At 32.8% G+C, this 17,475-nt stretch carries 19 protein-coding genes; 17 read left to right on the top strand and 2 right to left on the bottom strand.

From position 1 onward, the window contains the following. Positions 1 to 3 precede the first annotated feature (3 nt). On the bottom strand, positions 4 to 363 hold the full coding sequence (locus AS157_RS07915) for a hypothetical protein (RefSeq protein ID WP_077288906.1): 360 nt from the start codon (positions 361 to 363) through the stop codon (positions 4 to 6). A 15-nt stretch (positions 364 to 378) separates the two neighbouring features. Beyond that, positions 379 to 1,059, bottom strand: a complete 681-nt coding sequence (locus AS157_RS07910; RefSeq protein WP_077288905.1) for a 16S rRNA (uracil(1498)-N(3))-methyltransferase — start codon at positions 1,057 to 1,059, stop codon at positions 379 to 381. Positions 1,060 to 1,137: 78 nt separating this feature from the next. Here AS157_RS07910 and leuS point away from each other — a divergent pair, with 78 nt between their 5' ends. The 17 genes from leuS to AS157_RS07825 all read left to right on the top strand — a co-directional run bounded on the left by leuS (position 1,138) and on the right by AS157_RS07825 (position 17,467). Then, entirely contained in the window at positions 1,138 to 3,609 is a 2,472-nt protein-coding gene (leuS, locus tag AS157_RS07905; protein WP_077288904.1) for a leucine--tRNA ligase, read from the top strand. A 14-nt stretch (positions 3,610 to 3,623) separates the two neighbouring features. Then, positions 3,624 to 4,610 carry a peptidyl-prolyl cis-trans isomerase gene (locus AS157_RS07900; protein ID WP_077288903.1) on the top strand — a complete coding sequence of 329 codons (987 nt, stop codon included), beginning with the start codon at positions 3,624 to 3,626 and terminating at the stop codon, positions 4,608 to 4,610. A gap of 72 nt (positions 4,611 to 4,682) precedes the next feature. Further along, positions 4,683 to 5,723 (top strand): S-methyl-5-thioribose-1-phosphate isomerase, encoded by a 1,041-nt coding sequence (mtnA, locus tag AS157_RS07895; protein ID WP_077288902.1) that lies wholly within the window; start codon positions 4,683 to 4,685, stop codon positions 5,721 to 5,723. 5 nt (positions 5,724 to 5,728) lie between these two features. Further along, positions 5,729 to 7,003: a serine--tRNA ligase gene (gene serS, locus AS157_RS07890; protein WP_077288901.1), complete on the top strand. Its 1,275-nt coding sequence runs from the start codon at positions 5,729 to 5,731 to the stop codon at positions 7,001 to 7,003. A gap of 10 nt (positions 7,004 to 7,013) precedes the next feature. Next, positions 7,014 to 8,861: a 1-deoxy-D-xylulose-5-phosphate synthase gene (gene dxs / locus AS157_RS07885; RefSeq protein WP_077288900.1), complete on the top strand. Its 1,848-nt coding sequence runs from the start codon at positions 7,014 to 7,016 to the stop codon at positions 8,859 to 8,861. Further along, positions 8,830 to 9,159, top strand: coding sequence for an Asp23/Gls24 family envelope stress response protein (locus tag AS157_RS07880; RefSeq protein ID WP_075665463.1), 330 nt, complete (start codon positions 8,830 to 8,832; stop codon positions 9,157 to 9,159). Before dxs ends, AS157_RS07880 begins: the two co-directional genes overlap by 32 nt. A 13-nt stretch (positions 9,160 to 9,172) precedes the next feature. Beyond that, positions 9,173 to 10,783, top strand: a complete 1,611-nt coding sequence (locus AS157_RS07875) for a DAK2 domain-containing protein (protein ID WP_077288899.1) — start codon at positions 9,173 to 9,175, stop codon at positions 10,781 to 10,783. Positions 10,784 to 10,793: 10 nt separating this feature from the next. Further along, complete coding sequence (locus AS157_RS07870; protein WP_077288898.1) at positions 10,794 to 11,192, top strand: SoxR reducing system RseC family protein; 399 nt, start codon at positions 10,794 to 10,796, stop codon at positions 11,190 to 11,192. A 1-nt stretch (position 11,193) separates the two neighbouring features. After that, on the top strand, positions 11,194 to 11,958 hold the full coding sequence (locus AS157_RS07865) for an alpha/beta hydrolase (protein WP_077288897.1): 765 nt from the start codon (positions 11,194 to 11,196) through the stop codon (positions 11,956 to 11,958). Between the two features lie 5 nt (positions 11,959 to 11,963). Continuing rightward, on the top strand, positions 11,964 to 12,395 hold the full coding sequence (fliW, locus tag AS157_RS07860) for a flagellar assembly protein FliW (RefSeq protein WP_077288896.1): 432 nt from the start codon (positions 11,964 to 11,966) through the stop codon (positions 12,393 to 12,395). A gap of 9 nt (positions 12,396 to 12,404) precedes the next feature. Then, entirely contained in the window at positions 12,405 to 12,632 is a 228-nt protein-coding gene (csrA, locus tag AS157_RS07855) for a carbon storage regulator CsrA (protein WP_075665458.1), read from the top strand. Then, positions 12,619 to 12,900: an Asp-tRNA(Asn)/Glu-tRNA(Gln) amidotransferase subunit GatC gene (gatC, locus tag AS157_RS07850; RefSeq protein WP_077288895.1), complete on the top strand. Its 282-nt coding sequence runs from the start codon at positions 12,619 to 12,621 to the stop codon at positions 12,898 to 12,900. The genes csrA and gatC overlap by 14 nt, the downstream gene beginning before the upstream one ends. A gap of 10 nt (positions 12,901 to 12,910) precedes the next feature. Beyond that, positions 12,911 to 13,360: an SsrA-binding protein SmpB gene (gene smpB / locus AS157_RS07845; RefSeq protein ID WP_075665456.1), complete on the top strand. Its 450-nt coding sequence runs from the start codon at positions 12,911 to 12,913 to the stop codon at positions 13,358 to 13,360. 11 nt (positions 13,361 to 13,371) lie between these two features. Continuing rightward, entirely contained in the window at positions 13,372 to 14,088 is a 717-nt protein-coding gene (deoC, locus tag AS157_RS07840) for a deoxyribose-phosphate aldolase (RefSeq protein WP_077288894.1), read from the top strand. A gap of 8 nt (positions 14,089 to 14,096) precedes the next feature. After that, positions 14,097 to 15,212 (top strand): glucose-1-phosphate adenylyltransferase subunit GlgD, encoded by a 1,116-nt coding sequence (glgD, locus tag AS157_RS07835; RefSeq protein ID WP_077288893.1) that lies wholly within the window; start codon positions 14,097 to 14,099, stop codon positions 15,210 to 15,212. An 11-nt stretch (positions 15,213 to 15,223) separates the two neighbouring features. Further along, positions 15,224 to 16,462: a glucose-1-phosphate adenylyltransferase gene (locus tag AS157_RS07830; RefSeq protein ID WP_077288892.1), complete on the top strand. Its 1,239-nt coding sequence runs from the start codon at positions 15,224 to 15,226 to the stop codon at positions 16,460 to 16,462. 12 nt (positions 16,463 to 16,474) lie between these two features. Next, positions 16,475 to 17,467: a DUF4899 domain-containing protein gene (locus AS157_RS07825; protein WP_077288891.1), complete on the top strand. Its 993-nt coding sequence runs from the start codon at positions 16,475 to 16,477 to the stop codon at positions 17,465 to 17,467. The last annotated feature ends 8 nt before the right edge of the window (positions 17,468 to 17,475 follow it).

Raw genomic sequence — 17,475 nt, 5'->3', positions numbered from 1 at the left:
CGCTCATTTTGTTTTTATGTTAAAATAATCCGTGTTTTCATCATTTTCTATTTTTTTAATTCTATGTATGGCTGCTTCTGTAATTCTTTGTATAATGGCGTTCAGATCACTATTTTTTGAAAATTTTTCAATTTCTTCCTGCCATTTTTTAGAAAATTTTAAGTTTTCACCGTCAAAATTTACATCCTCTGGTGTTAAATTTTCAAATATTTCATCTACTTTTGTAAGTAAAATTTTTAAAGTTTCAAAAAGGATTTTCTTTACTTCAGATCTTTTTTTTGCAAGAGCTATTTTTTCTCTGTAGGTGGGTTCAATTTCATGTTCAAATTTTACATAGGAATAAACTTTTTCACCTTTGATCATATAACCACCCCTTTTTTAAATTTTGTTTAATTTGATCGCTACAAAACTGAGAAATACAAAGGCAGCAGTTTCAAATCTCAATATTTTTTTTCCTAACGAAACAGATGTGAAGTTTTTGGTTAAAAACTCCTTTTCTCTTGGTGAAAAGCCACCTTCAGGGCCAACAATGAAAGATATACTTGAATCAAATTTTTCCGGTATTTTTTCACCTGAAAGATCCAAAAAGAAAGTCTTTTGTGTTGCATACTTTGGAATTTCATCAAACGTTATGAATCTAAAATCTGGAAAATAAACTCTTGTACATTGTTTTGCACTGTTTCTAATAACAAGTTCGATTTTTTCTGGTTTTTCTGTGTAGTTCCTATTTGAGTACTTGGTTTTAGTAATGTATATTTTATCAACTCCCAATTCTACTGATTTCTCAATTAACCATCTAAGTCTTTCCCATTTTCCAGATGGTGCAAATAATATCAAATTTTTTTCTTGTAATTTCTCTATATGTTTAGACTCTAAAATGATTCCAAAAGATTTCTTTTTTTCGATTTTTTCAATTTTTACCGTGTATTCATTTCCTTTCCCATCTGTACACTTTATTATTTTACCTTCTTTAACTCTAATGGTTTTAAAATGCTTTGTTTCATGTTCGTCAAATATGAATTTTTCTTTGTCTTTATATCCAAAAAATATGTTAGGCATCTTTTCACCTCTTATTTGTTAAGTGTTTATATTTATAGTATAATAAAATTAAAATGAAAATAAAAGAGGAGGGATTCTATGAAAGAGTATATTCCAAGTAAAATAGAAGAAAAATGGCAGGAAATATGGGATAAAGAAAAAGTTTTTGAAACCCCTCAGCGTTCAGAAAAGGAAAAGTTTTATAACCTAGTTATGTTTCCATATCCTTCCGGTACATTGCATGTAGGTCATGTGAAAAATTACGTAATTGGTGATATTGTAGCAAGGTATAAAAGGATGAAAGGGTATAATGTTTTACATCCATTTGGTTATGATGCCTTCGGATTGCCCGCTGAGAATGCAGCAATAAAAAATAAGATTCATCCAGAGAAATGGACCTTTAAAAATATTGAAATAATAAAAAGCCAGATAAAAAAGATTGGAATAAGTTATGATTGGTCTAGAGAAGTTATTACATGTACAGAAAGTTATTACAAATGGACCCAATGGATTTTTTTAAAGTTGTATGAAAATGGTTTAGCCTACAAAAAGAAGGCAGCGGTTAATTGGTGTCCAAGTTGTCAAACTGTTTTGGCAAATGAGCAGGTGGTGGAGGGGAAGTGTGAAAGATGTGGAACAGAAGTCACAATGAAACATTTGGAACAGTGGTATTTTAAAATTACCGATTATGCGGAAAAATTATTAAATGATTTGAAAAAGCTAGAAGGTTGGCCGGAGAATGTAAAGACGATGCAAAAAAATTGGATTGGTAAGAGTACAGGTGCCGAAATAGAGTTTCCAGTAGATGGTTTGGATATGAAAATAAAGATTTTCACAACAAGGCCAGACACCCTTTGGGGAGTAACCTTCATGGCTATTGCACCTGAATCTCCTTTAGTTGAGACATTGGTTACAGAAGATAGAAGGGAAAAACTTTCTAAATTTTTGAGAAAGGTTTCGCTTGAAGATAGGTTTAAAAGAACTAGTCTTGAAGCAGAAAAAGAAGGATTTTTCCTTGGAAGGTATGCAATTAATCCTGTGACAAAAGAAAAAATACCTATTTATGTTGCAAACTATATTTTATACGAATACGGTACTGGGGCGATAATGGCGGTTCCTGCACATGACCAAAGAGATTTTGATTTTGCAAAAAAATATAATCTTCCCATTCGAGTAGTTATTGACAATCCAGAAAGTTCGATAGATGCTAGTAAGATGGAAAAAGCCTATGAAGAAGAAGGAGTTATGGTTAATTCAGGTCCTTTTGATGGAATAAGAAGTACTAAAGCACTTGGAAAGATAATAGAATACATTGAAAAAGAAGGTATTGGTAAGAGAAGTGTTCAATACAAATTAAGGGATTGGCTTATTTCAAGACAGAGGTATTGGGGTGCGCCTATCCCCGTTGTGTATTGTGAAAAATGCGGAGTTGTTCCCGTACCAGAGAAAGATTTACCAGTAAAATTGCCAAAAGATGTGGAATTTTTACCAACAGGGCAATCTCCTCTTTCTTTGGATGAACAATTTTTAAATACCACGTGTCCAAAATGCGGTGGACCTGCAAAACGTGAAGCAGATACTATGGATACGTTTGTCGATAGTTCTTGGTATTATTTAAGATACGTAAATCCAAAGCTTGAAGATAAACCGTTTGATAAAGAAGATGTAAATTACTGGATGCCTGTTAATCAATACATTGGCGGAGTGGAACACGCGGTGTTACATCTGTTGTATTCCAGGTTTATTACAAAAGTACTACACGATTTGGGCTATTTAGACTTTGAAGAACCATTTGAAAACCTGTTTACGCAAGGAATGATTTACAAAGATGGTTGGAAAATGAGTAAGTCAAAGGGGAACGTGGTTTCGCCAGATGAAATGATTAAAAAGTATGGTGCAGATACGCTAAGAACGTACATATTGTTTATGGCTCCACCTGAAAAGGATGCGGAATGGAGTGATGCGGGAATAGAAGGTGTAAATAGATTTTTAAAGAGGTTGTGGAACAATGTTTATTCTATTTTGCCAAAAATAAAGGATGTTAAAGCGGAAAATATCCAATTAAAAGATAAATCGGAGAAAGATTTGAGAAGAAAATTGCATCGAATAATTAAGAAAATAACCGAAGATATAGAAGGAGGATTTAAATTTAACACCGCTATAGCTGGTTTGATGGAACTTAACAATAGTTTGTCTGAATATTTGAATAAATCAAAGGAATTGAATCTACCGTTACTTAGAGAATTAGTGGAAAAATTAACACTCATTTTATCACCATTTGCACCACACATGGCAGAAGAGATTTGGCATGATTTAGGGAACGAAACTTTAATAGTGAATGAAAAATGGCCAAGTTATGATGAAAATGCTTTGCAAGTAGATGAAGTTACGATTATCATACAAATAAACGGAAAAGTAAGGGGAAAAATGCTTGCGAAAGTTGATACAAATGAAGAGGATATAAAGAAATTAGCATTTGAGAATCCAAAAATTTCTTCATATTTAAAAGGGAAAGATGTAGTAAAGGTAATTTATGTGAAAAATAAGTTGCTCAATATTGTTGTTAAATGAGGGAGGATGAATTTATGAAAAAATTTCTTTTTATTTTTTTAGTGCTTTTCTCTGTAATAGCTATCTCTGAAGAATTGCCTGCAACATCAACAGTTGCAGTGGTAAATGGTGAAGGAATCACACTTTCAATGTTAAATAGTGTTGCAGATGTGCAAAAGTTAATGGTTAGTATAAGTCAGATTGATCAAACGTTTTTTAACGTGCTTTCCAATACAGAAGAAGGAGTAAAACTTATACTTAGATACAAAAGAGCTGTTTTAGAACAACTTATAGATAAGTATTTAATAGTTCAGTTTGCAGGAAAATACAATGTAAGACCCAGTGAAGAAGAAGTAAGGGCTTTAATTGATAAACAACTTGCAGATTATTTGAAAAAGCAGGGAATAGATGAGAAAACGTTTAATGTATACCTTCAATATGCAAATATGGGGACACTTGAGGATTTTAAAAATAAGATGTACTTTAATACGCTTGTAAATTTATCCATTGAAAATTTGTTTAATTTTGTCACAAAAGATGCAACGGTTACGGAAAGTGAAGCAAAGGAGTATTATGAAAAAAATATAGAAAAATACTCTACTCCAACTCAGTATGATATTTATATATTTAATTTTTCAAGTAAGTCACTTGCAAAAGATGTAAAAAATAGGATTATTTCAGGTGAATCTTTTGATTCACTGGCAAAGGAATTGAAGTTGAATGACTACCATTATGAAGGGTTACCAGAAGGAAAATTCTTTCCAGAGAAATTGTGGATGTATATAAAGAATGCATCAGAGGGAGCGATTTTAGGTCCAATCAATGTGGAAGATAAGTTCTATGTATTTAAAGTGTTAAAAATTACGCCTATGCGTTCGAAAAGTTTTGAAGATGTAAAAGAAGATATTTTTAAAGAGTTACTAAACAACAAAAAGTCAGTTATCTGGTCTAATTTTATTGAGAACGAATTTAAGAAGTTTAAGGATGAAAGTAAGGTAGAAATATACTACGAAGTAAAATAAGGCCCCCAAACGGGGCCATTTTTATTAAATATGTTATAATTTAATAAATGAAAAAATAAAGGAGGTTTGTATATGAAGTTAAAGACTATGACAATGGAATGGACAGGTGATGAGTTAATTTTGATTGATCAAAGGAAAATACCACTTCAAGAGGAATATATGCATTGTAAAACATATGAGGAGGTAGCATATGCAATTAAAGAGATGATTGTAAGGGGAGCTCCTGCAATCGGTGCGTCAGCTGCTTTTGGATATGTGCTTGGGGCAAGGGAAATGTTTAATAAAGATTTTGATAAATTTATTGAAAATATGAAAAAGGTGCGTGAAGTACTTGCAAATACAAGGCCAACAGCTGTTAATCTATTTTGGGCACTGGATAGAATGGAAAAAGCGTTAATAAGGTTTGGGAAACCCCAAGGATTACTTGAATTTCTCGAAGAAGAAGCATTAAATATTGCAAAAGAAGATATAGAGGTTAATAAAGCTATAGGAAGATATGGTGCAGAATTGTTAAAAGATGGTGATACAGTTTTAACTCATTGTAATGCTGGAGCGCTTGCAACTGTGGATTATGGAACAGCACTAGGGGTTATTAGAGCCGCTGTGGAGCAAGGAAAGAAAATTAAAGTTTTTGCCGATGAGACAAGGCCTTACCTACAGGGAGCAAGATTAACTGCATGGGAATTAATGAAAGATGGTATAGACGTTACGTTGATAAGTGATAATATGTCTGGATGGTCTATGAAACTAGGAAAGATAAATGCAGTGATTGTGGGTGCGGATAGAGTAGCAGCAAACGGGGATGTTGCAAATAAAATAGGAACTTATATGGTTGCAGTTTTGGCCAAAAGACATGGTATACCGTTTTATGTTGCTGCACCAACGAGTACAATTGATCTAAATACAAAAACGGGTAAGGATATTCCAATTGAGGAGAGAAAACATACAGAAGTTACACATTGCGGTGGAAAACAAATTGCGCCAGACAATGTTAAAGTATTTAATCCTGCGTTTGACGTTACCGATGCAGAGTTGGTAACGGCTATAATTACAGAAAAGGGTGTAGTTTATCCGCCGTATGAGGAAAATTTGAAAAAACTTTTTGAGGAGTGATTTGGATGGTGGATATAAAACTTTTGAGAAACAACCCCAAGATATTTTATGATGCTTTGGAAAAGAGAGGAATGGATAAAGATATAATAAATAAGATTGTAGAAATAGATAAAGAATGGAGAAAAATTTTAACGGAGGTTAATAATTTAAAGGCCAAAAGAAATGAACTATCTAAAATGGTTGCTAGACTAAAGTCTGAAAAAAAAGAAGAAGAAGTAAAAAGTGTAATAAACAAGAGTAAGGAAATTGGTGATACAATTAAAAGATTAAGCGAAAAGCAAAAAGAATTGGAAGAGGAAATAAAAAATCTTTCGCTTGAACTTCCAAATATTCCACATGAAAGCGTACCATATGGGAAAGACGAAACGGAAAATGTAGAAGTGAGAAGATGGGGAACACCCAGAAAATTTGATTTTGAACCTAAAGCACACTGGGATATAGGACCAGAACTTGGATTGCTCGATTTTGAAAGGGCAGCTAAATTGAGTGGCGCACGTTTTACCGTAATGTATGGTCTTTTAGCAAAGTTGGAAAGGGCGTTAATTCAATTTATGCTTGATGTACATACAAATGAGCATGGCTATACGGAAGTGTGGGTTCCACATCTTGTTCGAAGAGAGACTATGATATGGACGGGTAAATTACCAAAATTTGAGGAAGAGGCGTATAATACAAAAAAAGATGATTTATTCTTGATTCCAACGGCTGAAGTCCCGTTGACTGCGTTGCACGCGAACGAAATTTTGAGTGAAAAAGATTTGCCAAAAAAATATGTTTCATATACTTCTTGTTATAGGAGAGAGGCGGGAAGTTATGGAAAAGATGTAAGAGGAATGATAAGACAACACCAATTTGATAAAGTAGAATTAGTATGGTTTACAAATGAAGACGAGTCTTTTGATGCACTTGAACAACTTACAAGAGATGCAGAAAAAATTTTACAATTACTAGAATTACCATACAGAGTTGTTAATCTTTGCAGTGGAGATTTAGGATTTGCATCGGCAAAAACCTACGATATTGAAGTGTGGTTGCCGTCTTACAACAATTACAAGGAAATTTCATCATGTAGTAATATTACAGATTTTCAAGCAAGAAGGGCTAGTATAAGGTATAAAGGTTTGGATAATAAACTACATTTTGTTCACACATTGAATGGATCAGGATTGGCAGTGGGACGAACTCTTGTGGCAATATTGGAAAATTATCAAAATAAAGATGGTTCTATTACAGTACCTAAAGCATTAGTACCGTATATGGGAGTTGAAATAATTAAATGAAGGTGATAATTTGAATTATATAGAGTATATTAGATCATTAGATTATGAGAATTTAGAAAAATTTGCAGAAAAGATTAGAAATTACATAATTGAAGTTGTTTCGAAAAATGGCGGACATCTTGCTTCAAATTTAGGAGTTGTAGAATTGACTTTGGCATTGTACAGAGTTTTTGATCCTTACAGAGATTATATAATTTGGGATACAAGTCATCAAACATATACTCACAAACTTTTAACGGGAAGGTGGGAGCTTTTCCCCACTATTAGAAAGTTTGGAGGGTTGAGTGGATATACTAATATATTTGAAACAAAGTATGATAGATTTGGTGCAGGACATGTTGGGACTGCTATTGCTGCAGCTCTTGGAATTGAGAAGGCTCTAAAGTTAAAGGGAGAAAATTCAAATGTGCTTGTTGTAATTGGAGATGGAGCGCTTACCTCGGGTGAATCACTTGAGGCGCTAAATCAAATAAAGACGTTAAATTCAAAGATAAAGATAATTATTAATAATAATTCTATGTCTATATCCAAAAATGTAGGTGCATTGTCGCACTTTCTTGAAAAAATGAGAACTAGTAAAATTTATTTAGATGCAAAAAAGACAGTGAAAAGTAAACTTTCAAAGAGTGTTGAAAAAGAATTAAAAAAATTAAGGGATGCATTAAAGGTTTCATTGACTGGTGAGGACTTCTTTGAAAGTTTAGGGTTAAAGCACTTTGGACCACTTAATGGGCATAATTTAAAGGAATTGGAAGATGAATTTAAAAGGATCAAAGATTATGAATATCCTTCTGTTATAACTGTAAATACAGTTAAGGGAAAAGGATTTGAAATTTCCGAATTAGATCCAGAGATGTATCACAGTGCCGCCAAATTTGATATTTCATCTGGGACTTTTGTAAAAGAAAGTGGGATAATTTCATATAGTGAAGCTTTTGGAAAAACACTTGCAAAGGTTGCCGAAAAAGATGAAAAGATAGTAGCAATTACTGCAGCGATGAAAAAGGGTACGGGACTTTTTGAATTTGCAAAGAAATTCCCAGAAAGATTTTTTGATCTTGGTATTACAGAACAAATGTGTGTTACTTTTGCTGGTGGACTAGCTACACTTGGATTAAAGCCAATTTTTGCCGTGTATTCGACCTTTTTACAAAGGGGATTTGATCAAATAATACATGATATTGCACTTCAAAAACTTCCAGTAATTTTTGCAATTGATAGGGCAGGTGTGGTAGGTGAAGATGGTCCTACCCATCATGGGGTTTTTGATATAGCTTACATGAGAATGATTCCAAATGTGAAAATATATGCTCCAAAGAATATACAGGATTTGATGGACACTTTATATACACTTTTAAATAAAGAATTATCGGGGCCTGTTGCAATTAGATATCCCCGTGATTATGAATTTGGGAATTTTGAAGAGTTATATGATAAAATAAAAATGATAGATTTAGATAAATGGGAAATTCTTAATTTTGGAAAGGAAGTTGCAATTGTTGCAACAGGTTATCCAACAATTGGTGCGTTAAAGGTTGCAAGGAAAAATAATTGGACACTTGTTTTTGCAAGAAGTATTAAACCGGTTGATGAAGAAGTAATAGAGTGGGTGTTTGAAAATCATCGAGTGGTTTTTTCAGTTGAGGAGGGTGTGAAAGCCGGAGGTTTTGGAGAAGAATTGTTGAACTTTGGAAAAGTGGAAATTTTAGCCATTGAGGATGAATTTGTAACGCATGGTACTAGGAAGCAGTTGTTGAAATTGTTAAAGTTAGATGAAAAAGGCATTGAAGAAAGGATAAAAGAGGTTTTTGAGAGGAGGAGTATATATGAAGATGCAAACCGAATTTGGAGAACTTGATATTACGTTGAATGCTATTAGAAAACTTGTCTATTTTGCAATACTTGAGACTTATGGACCTGTTAGTATTTCGTCAGATAGTTGGTTTTCAAAGATATTAAGTAGTGAAGAAAGTCGTGTGAAAATTCAAGAAGATGAATTTGGTCATGTTAAAGTAGATGCGTATGTTGAATTAGAGTACGGTACGAAAATTTCTGAGGTTGGAAGAAATATTATCGAAAATGTAAAACACAAGTTGCAAAATTTGGCTGGTTGTGAAAGTGTTGAGGTAAATGTTCATGTAATAGATGTAAAATAAGGAGGTTTGTGCCTTGAATAAATTAAATGGGAAAGAGTTAAAACTTCTGTTTATGAAAGGAACAGAAAATTTGTTGAAGCACAAGGATGAAATAAATGCTTTAAATGTTTTTCCTGTACCAGATGGAGATACAGGCTCTAATATGTCGGCAACAATGCTGGAAGGTTGTAAGTATTTGGAAAATATAGATAATGAAACATTAGATAATGTTATAAATGCCATACGAAATGGAACATTGATGGGAGCACGTGGTAATTCCGGTGTTATATTATCACAAATATTTAGGGGCTTTACCGATGCACTAAAGGATAAGAGTGAGGTTGGTATTGTTGATTTTGCACAGGCATTTAGTTCTGCAAAGGATGTAGCGTATGGAGCTGTTATGAAGCCTGTTGAAGGTACAATATTAACTGCCATAAGGTATTTGGCGGAAAATTTTGAGGTACTTTCAGAACAAAAGGATTTTAAAACATTCTTTGAAAAGGTTTTGGAAATATTGGATTCTGCGGTAAAAGATACGCCTAATATGTTGAAAAAATTAAAAGATGCAGGAGTGGTTGATGCTGGTGCCAAGGGATTATACTATATAGCAGAAGGTTTTTCAAAATACATTAATGGTGAAACAGATATTAATTTAGATATAAAAACTACGGCGATGCCCGTAGATGAGATTAATATGATTCCAGAAGATTTAAAGTATCAATATTGCACAGAACTTATTGTTCGTTCATATGATGATATCTCTTATGAAGAAGAAAAAGAGTTAAGAGACTTTTTACATGAAATGGGAGATTCTGTGGTCTTTTTCTTGCAAGATAATATAATCAAATTACATGTGCATACAAATAATCCGGGAGTTGTTATTGAAAAATTTTTAACTAAAGGTGAATTGTTAAAGGTTAAGATAGATAACATGAAAGAACAACACGAACATTTTATATCAAAAGAACAAGGGGAACCAAAAAAGAACGGAATAGTTGCAGTTTCGCCCAGTGATGGCATTTCAAGAATATTAAAGGATTTAGCAGTTGATGAGATAGTTTTAGGTGGGCAAACCATGAACCCTAGTACTGCGGATTTAAAAGTTGCAGTGGAAAGTGTAAATGCTGAAAATGTTTTTATTTTTCCAAATAATTCAAATATAATATTGGCGGCAAAGCAGGTTGCGGAAACGACAAAAGATAAAAACGTTTATGTTGTTGAAACCAAAAACGTACAAGAATGTATAGCAGCGATGATACGGAATGTACCAGATGAATCTCCTGAGAAGTTATTTGAAATGTTTAAAGAGACGATAGAGGAAATTTCAACTATATCTATAACTAGAGCGGTTAGGAATGCGAAATTGCAAGGAGAAAAAATAAAAAAGGATGAATACTTAGTTTTTTTGAATAATAAATTTGTCGTGCATGATTTTGACTTTAAAATTGCTCTGAAAAAAACATTTGAGAAAATCGAGGACATAGATGAAAAAGAAATAGTTACTTTAATTGTTGGGAAAGAAGCAACACCAGTTGAATTGGATATTTTTGAAAAGTTTATTGAGGAGAAGTATTCATTTTTGGAAATTGAGACATATGAGGGGGGACAAGTGCATTATCCATTTTTAATTTTAGTTGAGTAGGTGGTGTAAAATGAAGGAATTGTTTAGAATTTCAAAAATTGATGGAAAATATATATATCTTGATAGAGATGTGAGTGCTTGTGGGGCGTGTGCTTTATCTGGAAGTTGTAATGTAAAAAGTGTTTCTACTTTGAAAGTTGAGAAAGACGAAAAATTTGACTATTTTCCAGGTGATTTTGTAGTACTTGATTTAAAGTATAAGCCTACGTTTTTGGCGTTTATGTTGTATGGACTTCCCGTGATTTTATTAATTTTAGGAGTGGGGTTAGGTACTTTTTTTAAGCTTTCAGACTTGTTTAGTTTTTTTATTGGCATTGGATTTATGGGCATTGCATTTTTGATTAACAAAATTTTGGATAAAAGGTTTAAACCTGTTATTTTAGATGTGCGGCACATCAAGGGGGGATAATGTGATATATTCATTTACTAGAGGTACTCCAGAAAAAGGATGGGTTGTCGTTGTTCATGGTTTAGGAGAACATATTGGAAGATATGAAAGATTAATAGATGGATTGGTAAATAAAGGGTATGGTGTAATCGGTTTTGATTTGCCAGGACATGGAAAAAGTTCAGGAAAAAGAGGACATACTTCCATTGAGGAAGTAATGATGGTGATAAATGAACTTACTGTAAATCTAAATAAATTTCATATTTTTGGACATAGCCTTGGCGGGCTTATCTCAATACGATATGTTCAAGAGAATTTGAATAGAATAAAATCTTTAGTTGTTTCATCACCTGCGTTGTATGTAAAGACTTCTTTTTCACAGAAGTTATTACTTTCTGTTTTTGGACTTTTTTATCCTTCTTTTACACTTTCAAATGGAATTTCTCCTGAAAATTTATCTAGAAATGAAGAAGCGGTGAAAAAATACGTGGGGGATGAATTGATTCACAATAAAATTAGTGTTAAGCTTGCAAAGAGTATATTGAAAAATGTAGCGCTTGCACATGAAAAAGTTGGAATAATTTACACTCCCACATTAATATTAGTTGGTACAAATGATAGAGTTACACCACCACAAGGGAGTTATTTATTCTTTAACAATCTTCAGATTATGAAGGAAAATAAGAAATTAATTAGATTTGAGGGAGCCTATCATGAAATATTTGAAGATGAGGAGTGGAGTGAAGAGTTTTACAATAGGATCTTTGAATGGTATGAAAAGAGGTGAATAATTTGAAGTATAAAACCAAGTTGGGAGAACTTGATATAGAGGAAAAAGAAGTTATTCTATTTGAAAATGGGTTACCTGGTTTTGAGCATTTAAGAAAATTTTCCGTGATTTCCCTTAAAGATACGCTTCCAATAATGTGGCTTGTATCCCTTGAAGATGAAAATGTGGCTTTCCCCATTATAGATCCTTGGTTAGTGTATAAAGATTATGAATTTGAAATTTCTTCTGAAGATGTAAAAGAACTTGAAATAAAAGATAGAGAAAGGGTTGCAGTTTGGGTTATTCTGACAATACCGCATGGAAACCCAAAAGAATCAACGGTGAATTTACTGGCGCCCATTGTTATAAATCTTGAAAATGGGAAGGGAAAGCAAATAATTTTAGATGTGGATAAGTACAGTACTAAACATAAATTAGCTTCTTTGGAAAAATGAGGTGATTTTGTGCTTGTTTTGACTAGAAAAATAGGTGAAAGTATAATGATTGGTAATAATATTGAAGTTAAGGTTTTGAAGGTAGATGGTGGGGAAGTAAAAATAGGTATAACTGCGCCAAAGTCCGTTAGAGTATTGAGACGAGAACTGTATGATGAGATAAGGATGGAAAATAAAAAGGCAATAGATTTTAATTTAAAAGATATATCGGAGGTGAAGAGATTTGACGATAGATAAAAAATTAGTTAAAGATATTGCGTTTCTTGCACGTCTTGAGATTTCTAACGAAGAAGAATTTATTGAGGAAATGCAAAAAATTGTGGATTATTTTGAATTGTTAAATGAAGTAGATACAGAAGGAGTAGAACCTATGTATACACCAATTGAAGAAAGATACAAACTTTCTGAGAGAAATAGGAAAGACTTTGAAGATGTGGAATTAATAAGAAATAATTTCCCAAAAAGGGAAAACAATTATTTAAAGGTACCTGGTATTCACAAATAGGAGGGTTTAGATGAAAGTAATTGCAACTAACAAAAAGGCATATTCGGATTACAATATTTTGGAAACATATGAAGCTGGTATAGAATTAAGAGGGACAGAAGTAAAATCTTTACGTGAATCGGGGGCAAATTTTAAAGATAGTTTTTGTAGAATTAAAAAAGGAGAAGTTTTTTTACTAAATTTGAATATTCCTCAATATAGAAATGGTAACTTAAACAATCACGATCCGGAAAGACCAAGAAGGTTACTTTTACATAAAAAGGAAATTCATAGATTAATTGGAAAAGTAAAAGAACAAGGTTTAACAATTATTCCAACGAAGATATATTTTAACAATAGGGGTTTGGTAAAAGTGGAGATAGCCGTTGCAAAAGGTAAGAGAAAATATGATAAAAGGGAAGATATAAAGAAAAAAGAAATCAATAGGAAAATTCAAGAATATTTAAAAAGAAATAGATAAGGGGTGAAAAGATGAATTTGGAGAAATTAATAGAGGATAAGATTAAGGAGTTTCACGAAAGTTATAAGTTTGAATTGAAAGATATAGAGGTAGAAGAAGTTAATAAATATATTGAACACACAAATTTGAAGGCCACTACTACAGAAGAAGAAATAAAAAAGTTGTGTGATGAAGCAAAAGAGTATAATTTTAGAGGGGTATGTGTGAATCCTTCCTTTGTTCCGCTCGTAAGTGCTCAATTAAAAGGGACGGATGTTAAAGTTGTAACGGTAGTTGGTTTTCCTTTAGGTGCAACTTCTATTAAATCAAAAGCATATGAAGCAAAAATTGCGGCGGAAGAAGGTGCTGACGAGATAGATATGGTTTTACACATTGGTTATTTAAAGAGTAGAAACTATGAATATGTATACCAAGATATAAAAGCCGTTGTTGAGGCTTCAAAAAAGCCTGTAAAAGTTATTATTGAAACTTGTTATTTGACAGATGAGGAAAAGATTGCCGCATGTGTTATTTCAAAAGAAGCAGGGGCATCTTTTGTAAAAACTTCTACAGGTTTTGGTACAGCTGGTGCAAAGGCAGAAGATGTAAATCTAATGAGGTGGGTAGTTGGTAATTTGGGTGTTAAGGCATCTGGTGGTGTAAAGACTTTTGAGGATGCAATAAAGATGATCAAGGCGGGAGCAAATAGTATTGGAACGAGTTCAGGTGTTTCAATTGTTAGAAAGTAGGTGAAATTTTGAAGGTTTTGGGCTTAATCCTTGCAGGGGGAAAGAGCGAAAAGTTAGGGCCTTTGGTATATAAAAGAGCAAGTGCAGCGTTGCCAATTGGAGGAAAATACAGGTCTATAGATTTTACATTAAGTAATATGGTAAACTCAGGGATAATAAAGGTGGGAGTATTGACTCAATATAACCCAAGAAGTTTAATGGATCATCTTGGTTCTGGAAAAGAATGGGATTTGGATAGAAAAAAAGGTGGACTCTTTATTTTACAACCATATATAGGTTTTTCGGGAGAATATTGGTATAAAGGAACGGCTGATGCAATATTTCAAAATATGACTATTTTGAGACGTGGTGAGGAAGACTATGTGCTTATAGGTTCTGGTGATCATATTTATAAGATGAATTATAATGATTTATACCTTTATCACTTTTCAAAGGGAGCAGATATTACCCTTGTAACTAAAGATTTAGATGATTCATATGATATGAGGGAATACGGAAGTGTTGTTGTGGATGATAATATGAGAATACTTCAATTTCACGAAAAGGTGGAAAATCCACCAAGTAGAAAAGCGTTTTTAGGGGTTTATTTTATGAATAAACATCTTCTAATGGAACTTTTATATTCTACTGTTCCAAACGGTGGAAATGATTTGTTGTTAGATGTTATACTACCTCGGATTAATGAATTGAACGTTTATGCATATGATTTTAAGGGATATTGGAGAAATATAAAAAAAGGAGTAAGAGAGTATTTTAAAATAAATATGGATATTGTTTGTGATAGAAATGTTAGAGATGAGCTTTTTTACGAAAATGGTAAAGTATACACTAAAATAAAAGATTTTCCACCGGCAAAGTTTACTGCAAATTCAAGTGTAAAGAACTCTATAGTTGCAGATGGATGTATAATTTCAGGTATGGTAGAAAATTCCGTTATTTTTAGGGGAGTTATTGTTAAGGCTGGTGCAAAAGTTGAAAATTCCATTATTATGCAAGGTACGGTAATTGAAGAAGGGGCTGTTGTAAAGAATGCAATAATGGATAAAGATTGTTTAATAAGAGAAGGGCAAAAGGTTATAGGAGACTTTGAACCGGTTATTTTGGAAAAGAGAACAACGATTTAGGGGTGAAATTTGTGAAAAATGTTGTTGCGTTAATTTTAGCTGGTGGGCAAGGAACAAGGTTAGGTGTGTTAACTGAAAAAATTGCGAAACCCGCTGTTCAATTTGGTGGGAAGTATAGATTAATAGATTTTACACTAAGTAATTGTGTGAATTCTGGAATATACAAGATTGGAGTGCTAACGCAATATAAACCACATTTGTTAAATAGACATATTGGTATAGGAAAACCATGGGATTTGGATAGAAAGGATGGAGGGGTTACCATACTCCAACCGTATTCCACTGAAGAAATCGGTGTTTGGTATAAAGGGACGGCAGATGCAGTGTATAGTAATATAGAATTTGTGGATAGTTATAGTCCAGATTATGTGTTAATATTATCTGGTGATCACGTATATTCTATGGATTATAATGAGCTTGTTGATTATCATCGAGCTAAAAGTGCATTAGCCACCGTAGCTTGTATGGAAGTACCACTTTCTGAGGCAAGCAGATTTGGAATCATGGTTACAGATTTGGAAAATAGAATAGTGGAGTTTCAGGAGAAACCAAAGGTACCAAAGTCTACATTGGCATCTTTAGGGATATACGTATTTCAATGGAACTTTATTCGAGAGATATTAATAGAAGATTCAAAGGATAAGAATAGTTCTCATGATTTTGGGAAAGATATTATCCCAAAGATTTTGGAGACAGAGAGAATTTTTGCATTTCCTTTTGAAGGATATTGGAAAGATGTGGGAACTATATATTCGTATTGGGAATCTAATTTGGAACTTACCAGACCTATTCCACCGTTTAACATTCATGATGAAAATTGGAGGATTTATACACATTCTGAGGAAATGCCACCGGCTTATATTTCAAAAGATTCCAAAACAAAAAATTCGTTGATCAGTGAAGGTTGTGAAATTTACGGAGATGTTTATAATTCAGTACTTGCACAAGGTGTGGAGATAGGAAAAGGAACTGTTGTGAAAAATTCTGTTATAATGTCTAGAGTAAAGATAGGTGATGATTGTATGATTGAGAATGCAATTGTTGCGGAAAATGTCTTTATTGGAGATGGTGTAAAGATTGGAGTGGGTGATTTTGCAGAAAGTAAATTAAATAAAAAGATTTATAACTCTGAAATAACTGTTATAGGTATGGATAGTGTTATAGAGAACAAAGTACAAATAGGAAAAAATTGTGTTGTGGGAAATGATAAGATAGTTAATAAAGATGTACCATCAGGAGAGTATATTTAGGAGGGTTTTTAAATGGACCTATATTTTGTTAAGGTAAAAGGTAGAAGTAAGGCTACTGCTGAAGTTTTTTTGGGATATCTCTTTGGAAAAGTAAATAACGTGCCTGAATTTGATTTTTTAATGGTACCGCTTAGGTTTTCAGAAAGACTTGATGATGTAGATTTAAATGCCAATATATTGGATTTTAGAGAAAATTTTGAAAAGTTGAAAAATGAACTTCTTCTAGATTCCGTGGTGGAAGATTTAACTTTGTCTTTTAACTCGTTTTTAAATACAATCTTTAACAAAAGGGGAAAAATAGCACTTGGAATAGAATTAACGACAGCGGTAAAAGAAAACGATATTGAGTTGTTAAAAGTTATTCTCTCAAATATTTTAGAAGAATGGTCTCCAAAGGCTGATATAGAAGTTGTTGCTGAAGGGTTAACGCTTGAAGAATATTCGGCGTACAATATAATGGATTTAAAAGAAGATTACGAGGAAACGATAATAAGGAACTTGTATGAACGTACGGATTTAAAAGAATTGCCAGAATTTTTCCCAGTGATCGATCCAATTAACGGAGAATCTATTGTTAATTTTGATATTGGAGATGTAATTTATGTTGTTCCTGTAACATTTGGAAAAATTGAAGAAAAATTGAAAAATGCGTTTCCCAAGAATTTTTCGGATGATGGAAAGGTATTACCTTTTCAAGGCAAGATAATTTCAAAAGAGTTAGTGCCTACAAGAAAAGGAACGCTTTATTTGTGTAAAATAGATTTGGGAAATGAGATTTATGGAAAGTTTATAATAAGTCCAACTTTTAAGATTTTATTTGATGAACAAATAATTATAGAAAAAGAAAAAAACAAAGAAAAAACAAAGCAAAAACCAAAGGTAAAAGTTGTAAAGCCTGCAAATTTAAACATGCCTTCTGGTTCTGAGATATTTTGGGCGTTTATAACAACAATGATGTTTTCTGGACTTTTGATTATTATATTGTATTTTCTAAAAATACTGTAGAGGTGAGT

The organism is Thermosipho sp. 1244 (genome assembly GCF_018588215.1).
GTDB classification, from domain to species: Bacteria; Thermotogota; Thermotogae; order Thermotogales; family Fervidobacteriaceae; genus Thermosipho; species Thermosipho affectus.
This window is presented reverse-complemented; position numbering and strand designations above follow the sequence as displayed.

Coding starts and splice junctions, on each gene's coding strand:
- AS157_RS07915 (WP_077288906.1), bottom strand. CDS start 363: ATGATCAAAGGTGAAAAAGTTTATTCCTATGTAAAATTTGAACATGAA.
- AS157_RS07910 (WP_077288905.1), bottom strand. CDS start 1,059: ATGCCTAACATATTTTTTGGATATAAAGACAAAGAAAAATTCATATTT.
- leuS (WP_077288904.1), top strand. CDS start 1,138: ATGAAAGAGTATATTCCAAGTAAAATAGAAGAAAAATGGCAGGAAATA.
- AS157_RS07900 (WP_077288903.1), top strand. CDS start 3,624: ATGAAAAAATTTCTTTTTATTTTTTTAGTGCTTTTCTCTGTAATAGCT.
- mtnA (WP_077288902.1), top strand. CDS start 4,683: ATGAAGTTAAAGACTATGACAATGGAATGGACAGGTGATGAGTTAATT.
- serS (WP_077288901.1), top strand. CDS start 5,729: ATGGTGGATATAAAACTTTTGAGAAACAACCCCAAGATATTTTATGAT.
- AS157_RS07880 (WP_075665463.1), top strand. CDS start 8,830: ATGAAGATGCAAACCGAATTTGGAGAACTTGATATTACGTTGAATGCT.
- AS157_RS07870 (WP_077288898.1), top strand. CDS start 10,794: ATGAAGGAATTGTTTAGAATTTCAAAAATTGATGGAAAATATATATAT.
- smpB (WP_075665456.1), top strand. CDS start 12,911: ATGAAAGTAATTGCAACTAACAAAAAGGCATATTCGGATTACAATATT.
- deoC (WP_077288894.1), top strand. CDS start 13,372: ATGAATTTGGAGAAATTAATAGAGGATAAGATTAAGGAGTTTCACGAA.
- AS157_RS07825 (WP_077288891.1), top strand. CDS start 16,475: ATGGACCTATATTTTGTTAAGGTAAAAGGTAGAAGTAAGGCTACTGCT.